Below are 19,116 nucleotides of genomic sequence, written 5' to 3'. Positions count from 1 at the left end.
CCCCCGTATGCGCACGACGGCGACATGCAACCCTTCCCGGTGAGCCACCGCATCGACACCCTGTCCGATCTGATCGGACAGACCCCGTTGCTGGCGATCCACCTGCGCTGGAAGGGCGCGCGGCGGATCGTTTACGCCAAGGCGGAACACTATAACCTCACCGGCAGCATCAAGGATCGGATGGCGCTCAACGTGCTGCGTCAGGCTTATGCCTTTGGCGCGTTGAAGCCGGGCGATACGATCGTCGAGGCGACCAGCGGCAACACCGGCATTTCCTTCGCATCGCTCGGGCGGATGCTCGGCCATCCGGTCCGCATCCATATGCCGGATTGGATGAGCGAGGAGCGCAAGGCGCTGATGCGCTCGCTCGGCGCGGAATTGCGCCTTTTCAGCCGCGCGGAAGACGGCTTCCTCGGCTCGATCGCGGCGGCGCAGGAAATGGCGCGCACGCGTGACGACGTGTTTTTGCCCGATCAATTCGCCAATCCGCACAATTGCGAGGCGCATGAGGAATCGACCGGGCCAGAACTGATCCGGCAACTGGCGAGCCGCAACCTGTGCGCGGATGCCTTCGTCGCGGGCGTCGGCACCGGGGGCACCGTGATGGGTGTAGGCCGCGCGCTGCGGCGGATCGCGCCACGCGCGTGCGTCCACCCGGTCGAGCCGCTCGAATCCCCGACACTCTCAACTGGCTACAAGACCGGCGCGCATCGAATTCAGGGCGTTTCGGATGACTTCATCCCGGCGGTGGTCGATCTCGGTGAGCTTGATGCGGTGCTCAGCGTCTCGGATGGCGATGCGATCATCATGGCGCAGCGGCTGGCATCCGAACTTGGCCTTGCCGTCGGCATCTCATCGGGCGCGAACCTTGTCGCCGCGCTGCTGGCGCAGGATCGGCTCACCCCGGACGCGGTGGTCGCGACAGTGTTCAGCGACGACAACAAGAAATATCTGTCGACCGATCTCGCGCGCGTCGAGCCGATGAAGCCGGGCTATATCGCGCCCGAGGTGGAACTGATCGGTTACGAGGCGATCGCCTGCCCGCCCGAGGCGCGCGCCGCCTGAGCCCCGCCGGTCAGCGCCCCGTGAACCGCGCGGGGCGCCGATCGCGCAATGCCGCGATGCCTTCACGGAAATCGTCGCTGGTGCGCATCGCCTCCACCATGCGCGCGGCGGCGAAGGCCTGTTCCACCGGGCCTTTGGGCAACGTCTCCAGTGCGATCGCCTTTAATGAGCGCACCGCGAGCGGCGCATTTCCCGCGATCCGCCGCGCAAGCTGCATCGCGCGATCGAACGCGGCGCCTTCTTCCACCACCTCGTTGACGAAGCCAATCTCGCGCGCCCGTTCGGCCGCCATCGCCTCGCCGGTCAATATCCATTGCAGGCCGGGCTTGTAGAGCATCCGCCCCGCGAACCCCGCCATCAGGCCACCGTGGAAGCCCATCGTCGCTTCAAGATAAGCGAAGCTCGCGCGCGGATCGGCGATCACGATATCGCTCATCAGCACCAGCGAACACGCCATGCCGAGGCAGGCGCCCTCCACCGCGACGATGATCGGCTTGTCGCACGGCACGGTGGTATTGGGCAAAGCGCCGTCATCGTTCGCGGGCGGGTCCTTGAAATCGAGCCCGGCGGAAAAGACCGGGCCGGCCGCGCGCACCACGCAGACGCTGGCGTCATCGAGCGCGGCGAAATCAATCCAGACGCGGCGGAAAGCCTCCACCATCGCGCCGTTCCAGGCGTTGCGCTTTTCCGGCCGGTTCAGCGTGACGACCATGATCGGCCCGTCCATTTCGACCGTTACGCAATCCATGCCTGTTCGCCTCTTCTGTTCGCCAATCAATCACCGCTCCGTCAATCGGCGGCGCCGCTCAAGCGAAATAGCCGTGCCGCGCGTGAAATCATTTCAATATCGCGCTAGGCGCGGCGATTGAGCCGGCGCGCGTCCGGGGCTAATCCGCCTGCGCGCTTCACGCAGCGGCGCCCCCGATATGTTGCTGCGTCATTCGCGAGGATCGCTGCTTGAGACAATCGATGCCGCCTCTCATCCTGTTGCAGACGCTGGAGGCGGTCACCCGTCTTGGCAGCCTGAAGCGGGCGGCCGAGGAAATGCACCTCACCCCTTCCGCGATCAGCCACCGCATCCGGCTGGTGGAGGAACAGTTCGGCCAGCGCCTGTTCGAGCGCGATGGTCAGGGCATCCGGCCCACCGACAATGCCCGCCAGCTCTCCGCGACGGTCGCGCAGGCCATCGCGACGATCGACCAAAACTGGCGCGAACTGACAGACCACCCGGAAACGCGCCGCGTCAGACTGTGCTCGATGGCGGCGTTCACCGAACAGTTCATCCTGTCGAACCTCGACGAATTCCGCCGCCGCTTCCCCGATTTCCAGGTCGATTCGACCAGCGCGACGATCGCGGAAGGAGGAATGCGGGGCGAATTCGATATCCTGATCGGCATTGGCCCCTACCCCGGCGAGGGCTGGGAATATGAAGATCTGATGCCGTTCACGCTTAAGCCGGTCTATTCCGCCAGATCGGAAACCCCGATCGTCGCGGATAATGTCGTGTTCGGCCCGATCCTCAATTCGAGCACCGATTTCATGCCGTGGGAGAATGCAGCGCGGAAACTGGGCTTCACCATCGCTCCGTCAGCACGGCAGGTGCGATTCGATTCAGTGCTTACCGCCTGCCACGCGGCGGCGCGCGGCAAGGGCATCACGCTCGCCCCGGCATGGATCGCGGACAAGCTCGTCGCGCAGGGCGAGGTGCTGCCGTTCGGAAATGACGTGATCAATTCGGATCTGTCCTATTGGATTGCGGTGCGCAAATCGCGCAAGCTCCAGTCCACTTATGGCCGCTTCCGCCGCTGGCTCGACAGCGCGATCGAGCGCACCAGCTAAGCCAGCGCCGGCGGGTTGGTGAACCACGATCATCTATCGCCAATCCAAATCGTTTGTTCGCCGGCACCGGCTGGGGGAACCATCATGGCAATCACGCCTGCCAAGCGCGTGACACCTTGAAGGAGACCCGTGTTGACCGTTCCCGCCCAGTTCCGCGATCATCTGAGGCTTCCGGTAATCGGCGCGCCGATGTTCATCGCATCGGGGATCGAGATGGTCGTCGCGCAATGCGCCAGCGGTATCATCGGCACCTTCCCGGCACTCAACGCCCGTCCGCAGACCACGCTGACCGATTGGATCCGTGAAATCCGCGAGCGACTGGCGGCGATTCAGGCAGCGGAGCCGGCACGCAAGGTCGCCCCGTTCGGGGTCAATCAAGTGATGTCCGAACGCAACGATCGGTGGGAGCAGGATCTCATCACGATCGTGCGCGAACAGGTGCCGCTCATCATCACCAGCCTGCGCGCGCCGCCGCGCGAAATCCTTGACGAGGTGCATCGTTATGGCGGGCTGGTCTTCCACGACGTCACCAACCTGCGCCATGCGCGCAAGGCGGCATCGATGGGGGTCGACGGCCTGATCCTCGTCGCGGCCGGCGCCGGTGGTCAGGGCGGCGACAAGAGCCCGTTCGCGCTGGTCAATCAGGTGAAGGAATTCTTCGACGGCACGATCATCCTGTCGGGCGCGATGAGCACCGGGCGCGATATCTATGCCGCACAGGCGATGGGCGCGGATTTCGCCTATCTCGGCACCCGATTCCTTCCGGCGGTGGAATCGAATGCGTCAGATGTCCACAAGCAGGACGTGCTCGCATCCAGCGCGGACGACATCATCTACACCAACATGTTCACCGGCATTTACGGCAATTACATCAAACAGACCATCACCGCCGCCGGCTTCGATCTCAACGACCTGCCGAAATACAGCCCCGAAACCGCCAAATATCGCAAGGGCGACGATGGCGAGATCAAGGTGTGGAAGGATATTCGCGGCTGCGGCCATGGCTGCGGCTCGATCTCCGGCGCGCAGCCGATCGCCGAGATCGTCGATGAGCTTGAGCGCCAGTATCGTGCCGCGGCCGACGCAATGAACCGCCTCGTCGCCGCCTGAATCGCGCGAAACAGGATAGGGCATGCCCAACTTCATCGACCATGCGATCGCTGCTGCCGATCGCCCAGCCGCGATTTTCCCGGCGAGCGGGATCACGCTGACCCGTGGCGAGCTGAACGCCGCCGCCAATCGCGCGGCGCATGCCTTTCGTTCGCTCGGGCTGAAACGCGGCGATTGCGTCGCGCTGTCGATCACCAACCGGCCGGAATTCCTGTCCGCGATGCTCGCGGCGCAGCGCAGCGGACTGTTCTACGTTTTGCTGTCGACGAAGCTGTCGGTCGAGGACGCGGCCTATGTCCTCGCCGATTCCGGCGCGCAGGCCGCGATCTTCTCCAATGGGAGCTTCGCCGCCGAGGACACGTCGGCGTTGCGCGCGATCCATGACACGATCTTCGGCATCGAGCTGGGTGAGAACATTCCCGATTGGCATGCGCTTACCTCGCGTATGCCCGATACCTTGCCGGACGATTGCTCGCCCGGCGCGGCGATGCTCTACAGTTCGGGCACGACCGGCCGCCCCAAGGGCATCCGCAAGGAATTGCCGGACGGGCCGATGGGGATAACCGATCCGGCGAACGACGGTCTTATCATGGGCTATGGCGTGGATCAGGACACGGTATTTTACTGCCCCTGCCCGCTCTATCACGCCGCCCCGCACCGCTTCGTCTCCGCCGCGCTTTCAGCGGGCACGATCGTCGTCATCCCCGATCGGTTCGATGCCGAGCGGACGCTGGGGCAACTCGTGCAATATGGGTGCACGCACAGCCTGTGGGTGCCGACGATGTTCCACCGCCTGCTGCGCTTGTCGCCGGAGGAGCGCGCGAGGCATGATCTGTCGCGCCACCGCCACGCCGTCCATGGCGCGGCGCCGTGCCCTGTCCATGTAAAGCGGGCGATGATCGAATGGTGGGGCCCGATCCTCGACGAATATTATGGCGGCAGCGAGGGGATCGGATCATCGAGGATCAACTCGATCGACTGGCTGCAACATCCCGGGTCGGTCGGACAGCCATCTGGTTGCAAGGTTCATATTCTCGACCCCGACGGCAATGAGCTGCCGCCGGGCGAGACGGGCGACATCTATTTCGAATCCACCGCCCGGTTCGAATATTGGAAGGACGATGAGAAGACCCGGCGGGCGACCAACGATCGCGGCTGGCGCACCTTCGGCGATGTCGGCCATGTCGATGCAGATGGATTCCTCTATCTCACCGATCGGCGCCATTTCATGATCATCTCCGGCGGGGTGAACATTTATCCGCAGGAAATCGAATCCGTGTTCCTGGAACATGATCAGGTGCGCGATGCGGCCGTGATCGGGATTCCGCATGAGGAATTCGGCCAGGTCGCGGTGGCGGTGATCCAGCCGGTCGAGGGTGTGGCAGATGCCGATACCTTGCGTGATGCGCTGCTCGATTACGCGCGCCGCCGGCTCGGCCCGGTCAAGGCGCCCAAGCGGATCGAACTCGCCGACAGCCTGCCACGACACGACACGGGCAAGCTCTACAAAAGCGAGCTTCTGGCGCGCTTCATCGACTGACACGAAAATCGACGAGAGAGGATTGGGGATGCACCGGAAATACCGGATCGAGGATTGCGGAGCCGCCGCAGTCCCAGCGGTTGCGGCGCGCGCCGTTCGGTGGAAAGGCGCGGCATGACCGTTTCGACCGACCAGCCGCTCTCGCGCGGGCAATTGCTGGCCTATTGCATCTACGCCATCCCGCTGATCGCCACCACGGCCGCAATCGGCAGCTTTATCCCGCCATTCTACAGCCAGGCGCTCGGCATGCCGCTGGCGCTAGTCGCCTCTTCGCTGATGCTGATCCGGGTGATCGACGCGATCTGCGACCCGTTTATCGGCATCGCTATCGATCGCGCCCGTTTCCGCCAGAAGCACCGCCCATGGCTGCTGATCGCACTGCCGCTCTATCTGATCGCGGTATTGTTGATCTTCATGCCGATCAAATCGCTGGTCGGGCCGGTTTACCTGATCGCCGGCGGCGGCGCGATCTACATCGCTTTCACCATCGGGATGATCGTGCATCAGGCGTGGGCGGCGGCGATGACCGACGATCCGCGCACGCTTTCGCGCCTATTCGGCTATCGCGAGGTCGGCGTGATCGCGGGCATTCTCGGCGTCTTCGGGCTGGTCGCCACCGGCAGCCATTTCTACGGCAGCGACATCACCGCACAGGCGCGCACCGCCGGGCTGTTCATCCTCATCTCGATCACCTTGTGCACGATCATCACTTATTGTTTCACCCCCGATCGTGAGGGGCGCACGAGCGCGCATTCGGTGGCGAGTTGGGCGATCCTGCGGCCGTTCCTGCTCAGCCGCGATTTCGTGCTGCTGTCGCTGGCGATCCTGATCTACAACAGCGCCTGGACGGCCGTGGCGACGATGGGCTTTTTCGTCGCCGAGCATCTCTATCACGCCCCGAAATATTTCGCGCTCAGCATGACGCTGACCTTCGCCGTCGCGCCGCTCGGTATGGTCGGCTGGATGAAGCTCGCCAACCGGTTGGGCGACCGGAAAACGCTGCTCGTGGCCGCGATCTTCCTCGGCGGCGTGGTAATGCTGCTGCCGCTCGCGACCCGGATGGGTGCGATCGGGCTGTTCGGCATACAGGCGCTGATGGGGCTGGGCTTCGGCGCCGGGCCATATCTGCTGCGCTCCATCACCGGGGTGCTGGCCAACGCCTATATCGCGCGGACCGGCTGCGAGGTGCGCGGCGCGGCCTTCGCGATGACCAATTTTTTCGACAAGCTCGGCAGCGGGCTGGGCGCGTCGGCGCTGTTGCCGCTTGCGCTGCTCGGCTTCGATCCGAAGGCGGCGGCGAGCGACGGTTCGGCGCATATGCTGCTGATCGTCGCCACGGGGGCGCCGCTGATCGGCTTCGCGCTCACCGCCCTCCTCGTCCACGCGCTCCGCACCGACGGAGCGCCCGCGCGGAGCTAGTTCAGACGAGGTGGCTGCAACAGGAGCCGCGACAGCCTTCGACGAACTTCGCCTGATGCCACCAATAAGGCGAGCGAGGCAGTTCCGACGCCGCGAGCGCCGGCGCGACTCCAACGCCTGCCGCGCGGAATGGCGCGAGTAGCGATGGGATGTCGTGGCGCACCCCGCCCGCGATCACCTGACGGACGTTCGCGGCATCTTCGATCCGCTCCAGCGGGTTCCCGCTGACGATCGCAAGATCAGCGCGCGCGCCACGGGCGATCTCGCCGAGCCGCTGGTTGAGCATCTGCCCGGCGTTGCGCGTCGCGGTGAACAGCGCATCGACCGGCACCACACCGAAGCGCACCATACCGCGCAAATTCATGTGCAGACTGGTGCCCGCGAGATCGAGCGGCGCATCGGTGCCCGACACGATCAGCCCGCCCAGCGCCATCAGCCGCCGGACATGCCCGACATTATGCTCCAGGATGCCCAGTTGCGCCGCCCTCGACTTCTCATCGGCGGAACCGACAAGCTCCTTCAGGCGCGCATATTCCCATGGCGGCAACAGCGTGCGGAGCCGCTCGTCATCCACCAGCGCGGGATCGTCGCGATAGAGCACCGATGCCTGAAACAAGGTCGGCACATGCGCCGCCCCGGTATGGGCGAGCGCGGCCTCGACATCGCCATAAACCTGGCCGGTCTGCGAAACGGTATGCGAATAGCCAAGCTTGTTGGTGGCGCCCATATGCTCCAGCCCGTCCATGCCGTAAAAGGCGCCGGGATAGAGATAATGCGAAGTCGCCGGCAGGCCGTGGCGATGCCCCCAGCGCACCACCTCGCGCTGCGTCTCGGCCGGCAGCCGGACATAGCATTTCATCACGTCGTAAGAGAGCGCCTCCGCACGCTCCAGTTCGCGGGCGAGCTGCCCCGGCTCGGTCACCGGACGCATCATGTGATAGAAGATGCGCGGCCCGTCGATCGCCTCGCCTGTGCCGACGACATGCGGGCCGACACGCCGCCCGCTCGCGATCGCCTCGCGATATTCGACCATGTGATAGGCGGGGCCGGCGAGCGAGCGAATGGTGGTGATCCCCAGCGACAGCCACAGCCGCCCCTCGCGATCGCCATATCCGTGCCCCGTCATCTGGAGATGCGTATGCGCGTCGACCAGCCCCGGCATGACCATCAGCGACAATGCGTCGACGAACTCGACATCGCCGCCCGGCTTCTCGCCCGATGCGGGAGAGACCGAGGTGATAGTGCCGTCGACAATACCGATATCGATCATGTCCAGCGCGGCGCGGCGTTGGCCGTCCCACATCTTCCCCGCGCGAACCACCAGCGGGCGGGGGCGCTTGGGCACCGCCCATCGAAACTGCATCGGGATGGTGACCGGCTTGCCGCCGGACGGATCGGCAAGGCGCAGTTTGCCCGCCGACAAATAGAGCAATTTGCGACCGTCCGCGCTCCACGATGGGCAATCCGCGACCTCATCGTTGATTGCGCGCGGCTCGCCCGTCGGCGTGCCATCCGGCCCGACCGGCCACACCCACAAGCGTGACGCGACGACGAAGGCGATATGGCTGCCGTCAGGCGACCAGACCGGCCCATCGTCTCCGCGCGTCGCGATCGAAGCCTCACCGGGCAGCGACAGATAACGCGCCTTGCCGCTCGCGACGTCCACCAAAAGGATCTGGTTCCTGCCCTCGCGGAAACGCGCCGACGATGGCACCAGCGCGGCGAGCGCCAGCGTCTTGCCATCCGGCGCCCAGCTCGGCTTGCCGGGCAGAAACACCGGATCCTGCACCTTGCGCGTCTCGCCGCTGGCGACCGAGCAGACGAACAACGCGCCCTTCTGGTCGATGAACGCGATCTGCGTGCCATCGGGCGACCACGCCGGGCCGCTCACCGCGCCCTCGTAACGGGTAAGCTGGCGCAACGCACCGCTGGCATCGTCGCGCAGCCAGATGTCGAACGTGCCGCCGCGATCGCTGGCGAAGGCGAGTTGCCTGCCGTCGGGCGACCAGACGGGATCGACCATGCAATAGCCGTCGGCCAGAATCTCGCGCGGCGGCTGGCCGATCGGCATGACCCACAGCGCGTTCAATGCCCGGAACGCAATCTGAGTGCCATCCGGCGAGAGCACCGGCGAGCCGATCCCGCGCACCTGCTGCGGCCCGCTGACGGCATTGGATGCGCGGGGCCGGCGCGGCTGGTTGCGTGGCAGCGCCAGCGACAGCTCGAATGGAACCTCAGCCACCCCGCCCTCTCGCGCGCGCCTGCGAATCCCGCCATCGGCCGAATAAAGGAAGCCGCCGTCCGCCAGCCAGCGCGGGCGGAAGGGAAAGACATCCTCCCCGGAAACCAGATCCGCGCCGCCACCGGTCCGCATCCGCGCGCGCACGCCGATCACCTCGACATAGGTCACGCCGCTGCCGTCGGGCGTGAAGGCGGGGCCCGCGACAAGGCTGCGATCGAGCGGGTTGCGCCCACGCGGAACGGTGGCGATCTCGCGCGCCGGGCCGGTCAGCGGTGCGGCTACGATCCGGTGGCCGTCGATGACGCAGGCGATCTCCCGCCCGTCCGGAGACCAGCTCGGTTGCGCCGCTTCGCCGGGGATGTCGTTCCACGGCGTGCTTTCGCGCGTCGCGAGATCGAGGATGTGGACGCGGCACCGCCGGCCGCGATCGTACACATAGGCGATACGCTTGCCATCGGGCGACACCGCCGGCTCGCGGCTGTCCGATGCGCCGGTGGTCAGTTGCTGCAACGCCCCGCTCGTCGCATCCACGCGCCAGAGCTGGAAATAACCTTGGGTATAGGCCTGAAAGACAAGGCCGCTGCCATCGCGCAGCCAATCGGGCTGGCTCGCCTCCAGCATCGGATCGGTCAGGCGCCAGGCCGTGCCGCCCGTAGCAGGGAGCAGCCAGATCGTCCCGCCGAGGTCGATCGCGAGCTTCGATCCGTCCGGCGCGGGCGCAACGGCGAAATTGGTGCCGGCGGTGACCTTGATCAGATCGCGCGCGCTGCCCCGCGTAACGATCGGCTCCGGGCGGGGGGCGGACGCCGCGGTGCCAGCACCTTCGGCCAGGCCAGCTCCTTCGGCCAGCATAGTGGCGCCAACAGCGCCCACGATGCCCACAGCCATGGTCTGCCGCCGATTGAGCTTCCAGTCCACGGTCTAGCCTCCTTCGCCTCGAACGCAGCCTCTGCCGCGATCGGCTGGTGGCCGCGAGTATATTCAGTTTCCGGCCGGCCGGGGCCAGTGCCCCGGCCGGTTCCGGTTGTCGATCAGAAGCGAAGCGTTCCGCGAATTTCCACGGTCCGCGGCTCGTTGATCGCCGCACTCTTCGTGCCGCTGAAGAACGGGTTGTTCACGACATAGGTCTTCGCGCGAACATCGCCCAGGTTCTTGCCGAGCAGCGCAATCGTCAGACGGTCTGACGGCGAGATCAGCTCGATGCTGCCATCGATCGTCGCATAGGCCTTCTGCAACCCGACCGGATCGAGATCGGGGGCGACATAAGCGGAGCTGCGATAGTTGGTGCCCGCGTTCAGCTGCATCCGCCAGTCGTTCATCAGCGCCTGTTCGAAATTGGCGTTGAAGCTCGCGGTCCAGCGCGCCGAATCCGTCAGCGGACGGCCGCTGAGATCCTGCGTGCACGAGCCCAGCTTGCCCGATGCGGTGAAGGCCGCCGCCTGCCCGGTGGTGCAGGTCGCGCCACGATAGTCATCGTAATGCGCATCGAGATAGGCGGCGGAACCCGAGAGCGTCAGCGGCGCGATCGGCCGCCAGCGCGTTTCAAACTCCACCCCGCGCGAGCTGGCGCGGGCGGCGTTCGTGGTGATGAACATGATGCCGTTATAGGCTTGCGACTGCAGGTTGTTGAACCGCGAGTAGAAGCCGGTCAGGTTCATGTTGAGCTTGCGGCTGGCATCCCATTTGATCCCGGCTTCGTAGGACGAAACGTCCTCGCTCAGGTAAGGCTTGGCCGAACCGATCCCGTCCGACGCATCGAACCCGCCGCTTTTGAACCCGCGCGAGAATTTCGCATAGCCCATCAGGCCCTGATAGGGCTTGTATTGCAGCGTGATCGCCGGGGTGAGCTGACGCTCATTGAGCTTCTGATCGAGGCCGAAGTTACGCACACCGAAATAACGCTGGGCCAGGGTCAGCACGGTAGCGTCGGTTTCCGGCAGGCCGGTCAGCGGGTTGAGCACGACGAGATCGCGCGCCACGCGCTTCTTCTCGGCCACGTAGCGACCACCACCGATCACGCGCAGCCCCTGCGCCAGTTCGATGCTCAACTCGCCAAATGCGCTGTACGTATCGGCATGCTGATCGAAATGGCGCGCGTTATTGACGTCGAACAGCCCGACCGTGCTCGCGGTGATCGTGTAGAACGGATCGTTGAGATAATGCTGGGTCTGATAGAATGCGCCGATCGTATAAGCGATCTTGTCGCTCGACGGTGAGGCGTAACGCAGTTCCTGGCTGAACTGGGTGAATTTCTCGCGGTTGCTGAACTGGATCAGCTTGACCGGCGTGAAATCCGAATCCTCACGATCAGACCGCACCTTATAGGTCGAATAGCCCGTGTCCGACGTCAGCTGGCCACGACCGATCGGGACGCTCACCCGCAACGAGGCGTTGTGCGATGCGACCGCGTTGCGATCGGAGCCGGGCGCGCCGACGCTGTTGTGCAGATCGAGCTTGCTCTCGAAGTTCGGATCGATGCTCTTGAACAACGCCTCGCGGCCACCCGCCTCGATGATCTGGAACAGGCTGCCGTTGCGGATCTGATCCGAATATTCGTACTTCGCGTTCACTTCGAACACGCCTGGCTGCCATGCCAGCGACACGCGCGCGACATCGCCCTCGCGCGTCGGCTCATAGGCGTTCTTGAGCGAGTTGTAGATCGGCCCGTGCAGGCGCTGCTCACGGCGCACCGCGATGCGCATCTGCAGGTTGTCGGTCAGCGGCTGATTGGCGATGGCCGAAACATTGTAGCCGCCGAAACGGGTTTCATAGCCCGCCGACATCACCAGTGACGCGTCCTTTGTCGGCTTCGCGGTGATGATGCTGACAGCGCCGGCCACCGTATTCTTGCCGAACAGGATGCTCTGCGGGCCCTTCAGCACCTCGATCCGCTCGACGTCGAAGAACGGCGAGGAGAATTGCGCCGCGCGGCCGGCATAGATGCCATCGACGAACAGCCCGACCGACTGTTCAAAGCCACGATTGGTGCCCGAGCTGATGCCGCGGAGCGTGATGCGGTTACCGCTGGCGGTTTCGGACACGTTGAACGTCGGCACGTAGCGCGACATTTGCTCGAAATTCGAAAGGTTCAGCCGCTGGAGGCTCTCGCCCTGGACGACATCGACCGAAATCGGCACGTCCCCGAGCTTTTCCTGCCGCTTCTGCGCGACGACGAGAATGTCATTGAGGGCGCCGGTGTCGGCTGCGGCGTCGCGCTCGGCAGCCGGCGCGACCTGCGCGAATGCCGTGGTCGCCTGAAGCATCGCCGCGAATGCCACCGCGGCGGTAGCCTGCTTGAAATTGACCATTGCTCTCCCTGTCCTGAAACCGATTTGTTTGTTGGTGAACCGCGGTCTCCGGCGAGGAAGCAGACGGTATCGAGAGGGCAGGCTAACGACTTCCCATTTTCGCCTTCAAACGAATTGCGCCCGCAATAGGTGAATGCAGCTCATCCATCATGAGCGCTCGTCACGGTTTCAGGAGAAATGCGCCGCGCGAACGATGAACGCGCGTCCGCGCCATCGTCCGGTCGCCGATGCGGCCCACCATCGCCGCCCGAGCGGAGCGAAATATCAGCCCTGCGCAATGCCCTGGGGCACGATCGTCTTGACGATCGACGCATCGAGCGCCTCGTAATCGTGCAGCCCGATCGTATCGTACAATTCGGCGCGGGTCTGCATCCGATCGACTATATTGTGGGCGCCGCCGTCACGAGCGATCGCGGCGTAGAGATCGGCCTGCGCCTTGTTCGCGACACGCAGCGACGAAACCGGCCAGATGACCATCTTATAGCCCATGCTCTCGAATTCCTGTGCCGTATAGAATGGTGTCCTGCCGAATTCGGTCATATTGGCGAGCAGCGGGACGCTCGGCATCGCGGCCGCGAATTTTTCGAACATCTCCCGCGTGTTGAGCGCCTCGGGGAAAATCGCATCGGCGCCGGCCGCGACATAGAGTCTGGCGCGCTCGACCGCCGCGTCGGAACCCTCCACGCCCGCCGCGTCGGTCCGCGCGACGACGACGATATCGCGCGCCGCGCGTTTCGCCGCCGCCACCTTCGCCGCCATGTCATAGGCGTCGGCCAGCTTCTTGCCGTTCAGATGGCCGCACTTCTTGGGCAGGATCTGATCTTCCAGATGCACCGCCCCTGCCCCGGCATCCTCGAAGGTGCGGACCATGTGCATGACGTTGAGCGCCTCGCCATAGCCAGTGTCGCCGTCGACCAGCAGCGGCAGGCCCGACGAGCGCACGATCTGGCGGATGAAGAACGCCACTTCATCGACGGTGATGATGCCGAGGTCTGGCAACCCCATCGACGCCGTCATCGCCGCACCGGATAGGTACAGCCCGTCGAAACCGGCGTTCTTCGCCTGAATCGCGGCCTGTCCGTTGTGCGCGCCGGGCAGTTTGTAGATGCCGGGTCGCGCCAGCGCCGCGCGGAAGCGTTTGCCGGCGGTTTCTGTCGGAAGGTCGGCTGCAACGAGATAAGGCAAGGTGATGCTCCTTCAGGCGGCCATGTCTTCGCCGCGCGCGGCGAGCGGCACCCATGCAAGATCCTCGGGGCCGGTATAATTGGCCGAGGGGCGGATGATCTTATTGTCCTGACGCTGCTCGATAACGTGCGCCGCCCAGCCGGAGGTCCGCGCGATCACGAACAACGGCGTAAACATCGCGGTCGGCACGCCCATCAGATTGTACGAGACGGCCGAGAACCAGTCGAGGTTCGGGAACATCCGCTTGGCATCCCACATCACGCTTTCGATCCGGTCGGCGACCGAGAATTGGCGGTGCGCGCCGGTTTCGTCGGCCAATGCCCTGGCGACACGCTTGATCACCACATTGCGCGGATCGGACTCGGTATAAACCGGGTGGCCGAAGCCGATGATGACCTCCTTCGCCTCCATGCGGCGCCGGATATCGGCTTCGGCCTCATCGGCGCTCGCGTAGCGCTTCTGGATTTCATAGGCGACCTCGTTGGCGCCGCCATGTTTGGGCCCGCGCAGCGCGCCGATCGCGCCGGCGACCGCCGAATACATGTCCGAGCCGGTTCCCGCGATCACCCGCGCGGCGAAGGTCGAGGCGTTGAACTCATGTTCGGCATAGAGGATCAGCGAAACGTGCATCGCGCGCACAAAACTGTCCGATGGCGCGGCGCCGTGGAGCAGATGCAGGAAATGGCCGCCGATACTGTCATCGTCGGTCTCGACCTCGATCCGCCGGCCATGGTGCGCGAAATGATACCAGTAGAGCAGGATCGACCCGAGCGAGGCCATCAGCCGGTCCGCGATATCGCGTGCATCGGGCAGGTTGTGGTCATGGGTTTCCGGCAGCACGCAGCCAAGCGCCGACACGCCTGAGCGCATCACGTCCATCGGATGTGCGGCGGCGGGGATCGCCTCCAGTGACTCCTTCACCGATCGCGGGAGCCCCCGCAGCCCCTTGAGTTTCTTCTTGTACGCGGCGAGTTGCGTTGCACTCGGCAAGGTGCCGTGGACGAGCAAGTGCGCGATCTCCTCGAACTCGCTGGTCTCAGCGAAATCGAGAATGTCATAGCCACGATAATGCAGATCGTTGCCGGTGCGGCCGACGGTGCACAACGCGGTGTTGCCCGCCGTTACGCCCGAGAGCGCCACCGACTTCTTCGGCTTGAAGATGGGTTGATCGTTCATTTGGTCTATCAAACCTCTCGCTTGGATTTCGGTGTCAGAAAGCGTCGCCGGGAACGCACACCCGGCCTTCCATCAGGATGCGGGCGCTGCGGCTCATGATCGCTTTGGCGACGGTCCATCGCCCGTCGACCAACCGCGCCTCCGCCCCGACACTGAGCGTGCCGGAGGGATGGCCGAACCGGATCGAGCGGCGTTCGCCGCCGCCCGCAGCCAGATTGACCAGCGTGCCGGGCACCGCGGCGGCGGCGGCGATCGCGACGGAGGCGGTGCCCATCATCGCGTGATGTAGCTTGCCCATCGATATGGCGCGGACCAGCAGGTCGATATGATCCGCCTTCACCGTCGCGCCGCCGGCGGCGACATAGTCGGCGGGTGGCGCGACAAAGGCGATCTTCGGGCTATGCTGGCGCGTGGCGGCGCCTTCAGGCGTATCGATCAGCCCCATGCGGATTGCCCCGATCGCGCGCAGTTGCTCCAGCCGCGCAAGCGCGGCCGGATCGCTGTTGATCGGCTCGCGCAATTCGGTGCCGGTGCAACCGATGTCGGCGGCCGGGACGAAGATGGTCGGGATGCCGGCGTTGATCAGCGTCGCCCGAAGCCTGCCGCCGGCAACCAGCGCCTCAGGCACATCGAGCACGTCGATCAAATTGCCGGTCGGGAACATCGATCCGGCGCCGCCGGTTTCCTCGGCGGGATCGAGAAATTCGAGGACGATCTCCGCCGCCGGAAAGGTCACTCCGTCGAGCTCGAAATCGCCGGTCTCCAGCACCGCGCCATCCGCTACGGGGACGTGCGCGATGATGGTCCTGTCGATATTGGCCTGCCAGATCCGGACGGTGCAGACACCGTTCGTGCCACGCGCCGGATCGACATAGCCCGCATGGATCGCGAACGCGCCCGCCGCCGCCGACAGGTTTCCGCAATTGCCCGACCAGTCGACGAAATCGGTGTCGATCGAGATTTGGCCGTAGCAATAGTCGATATCGTGACCGGGCCGCGCGCTTGGGGAGATGATCACGCACTTGCTGGTGCTGGAGGTCGCGCCGCCCATGCCGTCGATCTGCGCGCCATAGCGATCCGGGCTGCCGATCACGCGCTGGAACAGCCGGTCGCGCGGCGGGCCTGGGACGCGGCACGCCTCCGGCAAGTCTTCAAGGCGGAAGAAGACCCCCTTGCTGGTGCCGCCGCGCATATAGGTGGCGGGAATGCGGATCTGCGGCATCACGCGGCCTCCCGCTGCCCGGCGAGAAAATCCTGCGCGAAACGCTGGAGCACGCCGCCGGCTTCGTAGATCGACTCTTCTTCGGCGGTATCGAGGCGACACGTCACCGCGACCTCGGTGATCACGCCGTTTCTACGCCGTATGACCAGCGTCAGATCGCCACCTGCGCGGCGCGTGCCGGCCACGTCATAGGTTTCCGTTCCATCGAGCCCGAGATTGAGGCGCGTGGTGCCTGGTTTGAATTCAAGCGGCAGCACGCCCATGCCGATCAGGTTGGTGCGATGTATCCGCTCGAAGCCCTCGGCGACGATCGCCTCCACCCCGGCGAGCCGCACCCCCTTCGCCGCCCAGTCGCGCGACGAGCCCTGGCCGTAATCGGCGCCGGCGATGATGATCAGCGGCTGGCCGCGCCCGAGATAGGTTTCGATCGCCTCCCACATGCGCATCACCGCGCCATCGGGCTCGACGCGCGCCAACGATCCCTTTTTCACCACGCCGTCGATCACCGCCATCTCGTTGACGAGCTGCGGATTGGCGAAAGTCGCGCGCATCGCGGTCAGGTGATCGCCGCGATGGGTGGCGTATGAGTTATAATCCTCCTCCGGCACGCCCATTCGGGTCAGATATTCGCCCGCCGCAGAGGACGGCAGAATAGCGTTGGACGGCGAAAGATGATCGGTGGTGATATTGTCGGGCAGGATCGCCAGCGGCCGCATCCCGGTGAGCGTCCGCGGATTGGCGGCCAGCGCCCCCGTGCCCTCGGTATCCCAATATGGCGGGCGACGGATATAAGTGGATGCCGGCTGCCAGTCGTAGAGTGGATTGACCTTCTCGCCGGCACCGCGCCGCGCGCCGAACATCGGATCATAGACCTGGCGGAACTGCTCGGGCTTCACCGCCGAGGCGACGATCGCATCGATTTCCTCGTCCGACGGCCACAAGTCCGAAAGGCGGATCTCCCGCTCGTCGACGATCGCCAGCACGTCGCGCTCGATATCGAACCGCATCGTCCCCGCGATCGCATAGGCGACAACCAGAGGCGGCGAGGCAAGAAAGGCCTGTTTGGCATAAGGATGAATGCGCCCGTCGAAATTGCGGTTTCCGGACAGGACGGCGGCGGCATGGAGATCGCGATCGACGATCTCCTGCTGGATCGCCGGATCGAGCGCGCCCGACATGCCGTTGCAGGTGGTGCAGGCGAAGGCGACGATCCCGAAGCCGAGCTGCTCCAATTCGGTCAGCAGGCCGGCTTCCTCCAGATACAGCCGGGCGACGCGCGAGCCGGGCGCGAACGAGCTTTTGACCCACGGCTTGCGGGTCAGGCCAAGTGCATTGGCCTTTTTCGCGAGCAATGCCGCCGCGACCACGTTGCGGGGATTGGAGGTGTTGGTGCAGCTCGTGATCGCGGCGATAATCACCGCGCCATCCGGCAGCAGGCCGGCACGTTCCTCCGCCCGAGCCTGTTCCAGCCCCACCGCGATGCCGCGCTGGCCTAGCTCCGCGGTCGGCAGGCGCCGATGCGGGTTGGACGGCCCGGCCATGTTGCGCTCGACGGTCGACAGATCGAATTCGAGCAGGCGCTCATATTCGGCCGCGCCGAGCGCATCGGCCCACAGGCCGGTGATCTTCGCATAGCTCTCGACCAGCGCCACTTGGTCGGGCGCGCGACCGGTGAGGCGAAGATAATCGATCGTCTGCCGGTCGATGTAAAACATCGCGGCGGTCGCGCCATATTCCGGGCACATGTTCGCGATGGTCGCGCGGTCGCCGATCGTCAGGCTGTCGGCGCCCTCACCGAAGAATTCCAGCCATGCGCCGACGACGCGCTGATCGCGCAGGAATTCGGTCAGCGCCAGAACGATGTCGGTCGCCGTGATGCCCGGCTGGCGTTGACCGCAGAGCTTTACGCCGACGATATCGGGCAGCCGCATCATCGAGGCACGGCCAAGCATCACCGTCTCGGCCTCAAGACCACCGACCCCGATCGCGATCACGCCCAGCGCATCGATGTGCGGCGTATGGCTGTCGGTGCCGACGCAGGTGTCCGGAAAAGCTACGCCGTCGCGAATCTGGATGACCGGAGACATCTTCTCCAGGTTGATCTGGTGCATGATGCCATTGCCGGCCGGAATCACATCAACATTCTTGAACGCGCGCCGGCTCCATTCGATGAAATCGAAACGATCCCGGTTGCGCCGATCCTCGATCGCGCGGTTTTTTTCGAACGCCTGACGATCATTGCCGCCATGTTCGACCGACAGGCTGTGATCGACGATCAGCTGGGTCGGCACCACGGGATTGACCTTGGCGGGATCGCCGCCCTCATCCGCAATGGCATCGCGCAGACCCGCAAGGTCGACCAGCGCCGTCTGGCCGAGAATATCGTGGCAGACGACGCGCGCCGGATACCAGGGAAAATCGAGGTCACGTCTGCGATCGACGATCTGCACCAGCGCATCCCGCAGCAAGGCCGGGTCGCAACGGCGCACCAATTGCTCCGCCAGCACGCGCGACACATAGGGGAGCGTGTCATAGCTGCCCGGCCGAACGGCTTCGATCGCCGCGCGGGTGTCAAAAAAATCGAGCGCGGTTTCGCCCAGCGGCTTGCGATAGGAACTGTTCATGATTGTCCTGTTGCCACGACGGAGAAGGTGAACCGGCCGGCGACCACCACGCGCTCGCGACCCACTTCGTCGCGGCAGCTCGCGATCGCGCTGATCGTGGCGTCGCCATTGCCGTCGCGGACGCACCACGCCTCGAAATGCGGATCCGCGTGGCCGTGTCTGATTTCGATATGGTCGCAGCGCACCAGCGCGATCCGCTCGCCAAGCACGATCCGCGCGCGGGCGGCGGCCGCGTCCAGAACACGCTGAAACAGGTCGGTACCTTGAAGTTCTGGGCTCGCGAGCATATTCGCATAATCCGCAAACCCGCCGCTCTTCGGAAGGACTGAAAGAGCGAAAGACTGCGAATGAAGGTTGGCGAATTAGCGAATTTTGCGAAGATCGGA

13 protein-coding genes are annotated in these 19,116 nt (G+C 64.9%); 5 read left to right on the top strand and 8 right to left on the bottom strand.

Annotated features, from left to right (window positions below; all coding sequences use genetic code 11):
• Positions 1-24: 24 nt before the first annotated feature.
• Positions 25-1,065, top strand: coding sequence for a PLP-dependent cysteine synthase family protein (locus P0Y64_08310; GenBank protein WEK44761.1), 1,041 nt, complete (start codon positions 25-27; stop codon positions 1,063-1,065).
• 10 nt (positions 1,066-1,075) lie between these two features.
• Here the strand turns inward: P0Y64_08310 and P0Y64_08305 are convergent, their stop codons facing one another.
• Entirely contained in the window at positions 1,076-1,813 is a 738-nt protein-coding gene (locus P0Y64_08305; protein WEK44760.1) for an enoyl-CoA hydratase-related protein, read from the bottom strand.
• Between the two features lie 221 nt (positions 1,814-2,034).
• Here P0Y64_08305 and P0Y64_08300 point away from each other — a divergent pair, with 221 nt between their 5' ends.
• From P0Y64_08300 to P0Y64_08285, 4 genes are all read left to right on the top strand, one after another.
• Positions 2,035-2,904 (top strand): LysR family transcriptional regulator, encoded by an 870-nt coding sequence (locus tag P0Y64_08300; GenBank protein ID WEK44759.1) that lies wholly within the window; start codon positions 2,035-2,037, stop codon positions 2,902-2,904.
• Positions 2,905-3,036: 132 nt separating this feature from the next.
• A complete protein-coding gene (locus P0Y64_08295; protein WEK44758.1) occupies positions 3,037-4,014 on the top strand; it encodes a nitronate monooxygenase family protein in 978 nt (325 codons plus the stop codon).
• 22 nt (positions 4,015-4,036) lie between these two features.
• Complete coding sequence (locus P0Y64_08290; protein ID WEK44757.1) at positions 4,037-5,554, top strand: AMP-binding protein; 1,518 nt, start codon at positions 4,037-4,039, stop codon at positions 5,552-5,554.
• A 114-nt stretch (positions 5,555-5,668) separates the two neighbouring features.
• The gene (locus tag P0Y64_08285; GenBank protein WEK44756.1) at positions 5,669-6,973 is read left to right on the top strand and encodes an MFS transporter; all 1,305 of its coding nucleotides are present in this window, start codon (positions 5,669-5,671) and stop codon (positions 6,971-6,973) included.
• 1 nt (position 6,974) lies between these two features.
• Here the strand turns inward: P0Y64_08285 and P0Y64_08280 are convergent, their stop codons facing one another.
• From P0Y64_08280 to P0Y64_08250, 7 genes are all read right to left on the bottom strand, one after another.
• Complete coding sequence (locus P0Y64_08280) at positions 6,975-10,133, bottom strand: amidohydrolase family protein (GenBank protein ID WEK44755.1); 3,159 nt, start codon at positions 10,131-10,133, stop codon at positions 6,975-6,977.
• 113 nt (positions 10,134-10,246) lie between these two features.
• Positions 10,247-12,523 (bottom strand): TonB-dependent receptor, encoded by a 2,277-nt coding sequence (locus P0Y64_08275; protein WEK44754.1) that lies wholly within the window; start codon positions 12,521-12,523, stop codon positions 10,247-10,249.
• Between the two features lie 264 nt (positions 12,524-12,787).
• Positions 12,788-13,708 (bottom strand): methylisocitrate lyase, encoded by a 921-nt coding sequence (gene prpB, locus P0Y64_08270; GenBank protein ID WEK44753.1) that lies wholly within the window; start codon positions 13,706-13,708, stop codon positions 12,788-12,790.
• A gap of 12 nt (positions 13,709-13,720) precedes the next feature.
• Positions 13,721-14,884 (bottom strand): 2-methylcitrate synthase, encoded by a 1,164-nt coding sequence (gene prpC, locus P0Y64_08265; protein ID WEK44752.1) that lies wholly within the window; start codon positions 14,882-14,884, stop codon positions 13,721-13,723.
• A 34-nt stretch (positions 14,885-14,918) separates the two neighbouring features.
• On the bottom strand, positions 14,919-16,106 hold the full coding sequence (gene prpF, locus P0Y64_08260; GenBank protein WEK45012.1) for a 2-methylaconitate cis-trans isomerase PrpF: 1,188 nt from the start codon (positions 16,104-16,106) through the stop codon (positions 14,919-14,921).
• The gene (acnD, locus tag P0Y64_08255) at positions 16,106-18,730 is read right to left on the bottom strand and encodes a Fe/S-dependent 2-methylisocitrate dehydratase AcnD (protein WEK44751.1); all 2,625 of its coding nucleotides are present in this window, start codon (positions 18,728-18,730) and stop codon (positions 16,106-16,108) included. Before acnD ends, prpF begins: the two co-directional genes overlap by 1 nt.
• Entirely contained in the window at positions 18,727-19,017 is a 291-nt protein-coding gene (locus P0Y64_08250) for a hypothetical protein (protein ID WEK44750.1), read from the bottom strand. The genes acnD and P0Y64_08250 overlap by 4 nt, the downstream gene beginning before the upstream one ends.
• Between the last annotated feature and the right edge of the window lie 99 nt (positions 19,018-19,116).

The sequence above is a fragment of the Candidatus Sphingomonas colombiensis genome (assembly GCA_029202845.1).
In the GTDB taxonomy this organism is placed as follows: domain Bacteria; phylum Pseudomonadota; class Alphaproteobacteria; order Sphingomonadales; family Sphingomonadaceae; genus Sphingomonas; species Sphingomonas colombiensis.
The sequence above is the reverse complement of the archived record's forward strand: the minus strand, read 5'-3'. Positions and strand labels throughout refer to the sequence as shown.

What these genes read in the sequence shown, in the direction of transcription:
- P0Y64_08310 (WEK44761.1), top strand. Translation starts at nt 25, where the DNA reads ATGCAACCCTTCCCGGTGAGCCACCGCATCGACACCCTGTCCGATCTG.
- P0Y64_08305 (WEK44760.1), bottom strand. Translation starts at nt 1,813, where the DNA reads ATGGATTGCGTAACGGTCGAAATGGACGGGCCGATCATGGTCGTCACG.
- P0Y64_08300 (WEK44759.1), top strand. Translation starts at nt 2,035, where the DNA reads ATGCCGCCTCTCATCCTGTTGCAGACGCTGGAGGCGGTCACCCGTCTT.
- P0Y64_08290 (WEK44757.1), top strand. Translation starts at nt 4,037, where the DNA reads ATGCCCAACTTCATCGACCATGCGATCGCTGCTGCCGATCGCCCAGCC.
- P0Y64_08285 (WEK44756.1), top strand. Translation starts at nt 5,669, where the DNA reads ATGACCGTTTCGACCGACCAGCCGCTCTCGCGCGGGCAATTGCTGGCC.
- P0Y64_08275 (WEK44754.1), bottom strand. Translation starts at nt 12,523, where the DNA reads ATGGTCAATTTCAAGCAGGCTACCGCCGCGGTGGCATTCGCGGCGATG.
- prpC (WEK44752.1), bottom strand. Translation starts at nt 14,884, where the DNA reads ATGAACGATCAACCCATCTTCAAGCCGAAGAAGTCGGTGGCGCTCTCG.
- prpF (WEK45012.1), bottom strand. Translation starts at nt 16,106, where the DNA reads ATGCCGCAGATCCGCATTCCCGCCACCTATATGCGCGGCGGCACCAGC.
- acnD (WEK44751.1), bottom strand. Translation starts at nt 18,730, where the DNA reads ATGAACAGTTCCTATCGCAAGCCGCTGGGCGAAACCGCGCTCGATTTT.
- P0Y64_08250 (WEK44750.1), bottom strand. Translation starts at nt 19,017, where the DNA reads ATGCTCGCGAGCCCAGAACTTCAAGGTACCGACCTGTTTCAGCGTGTT.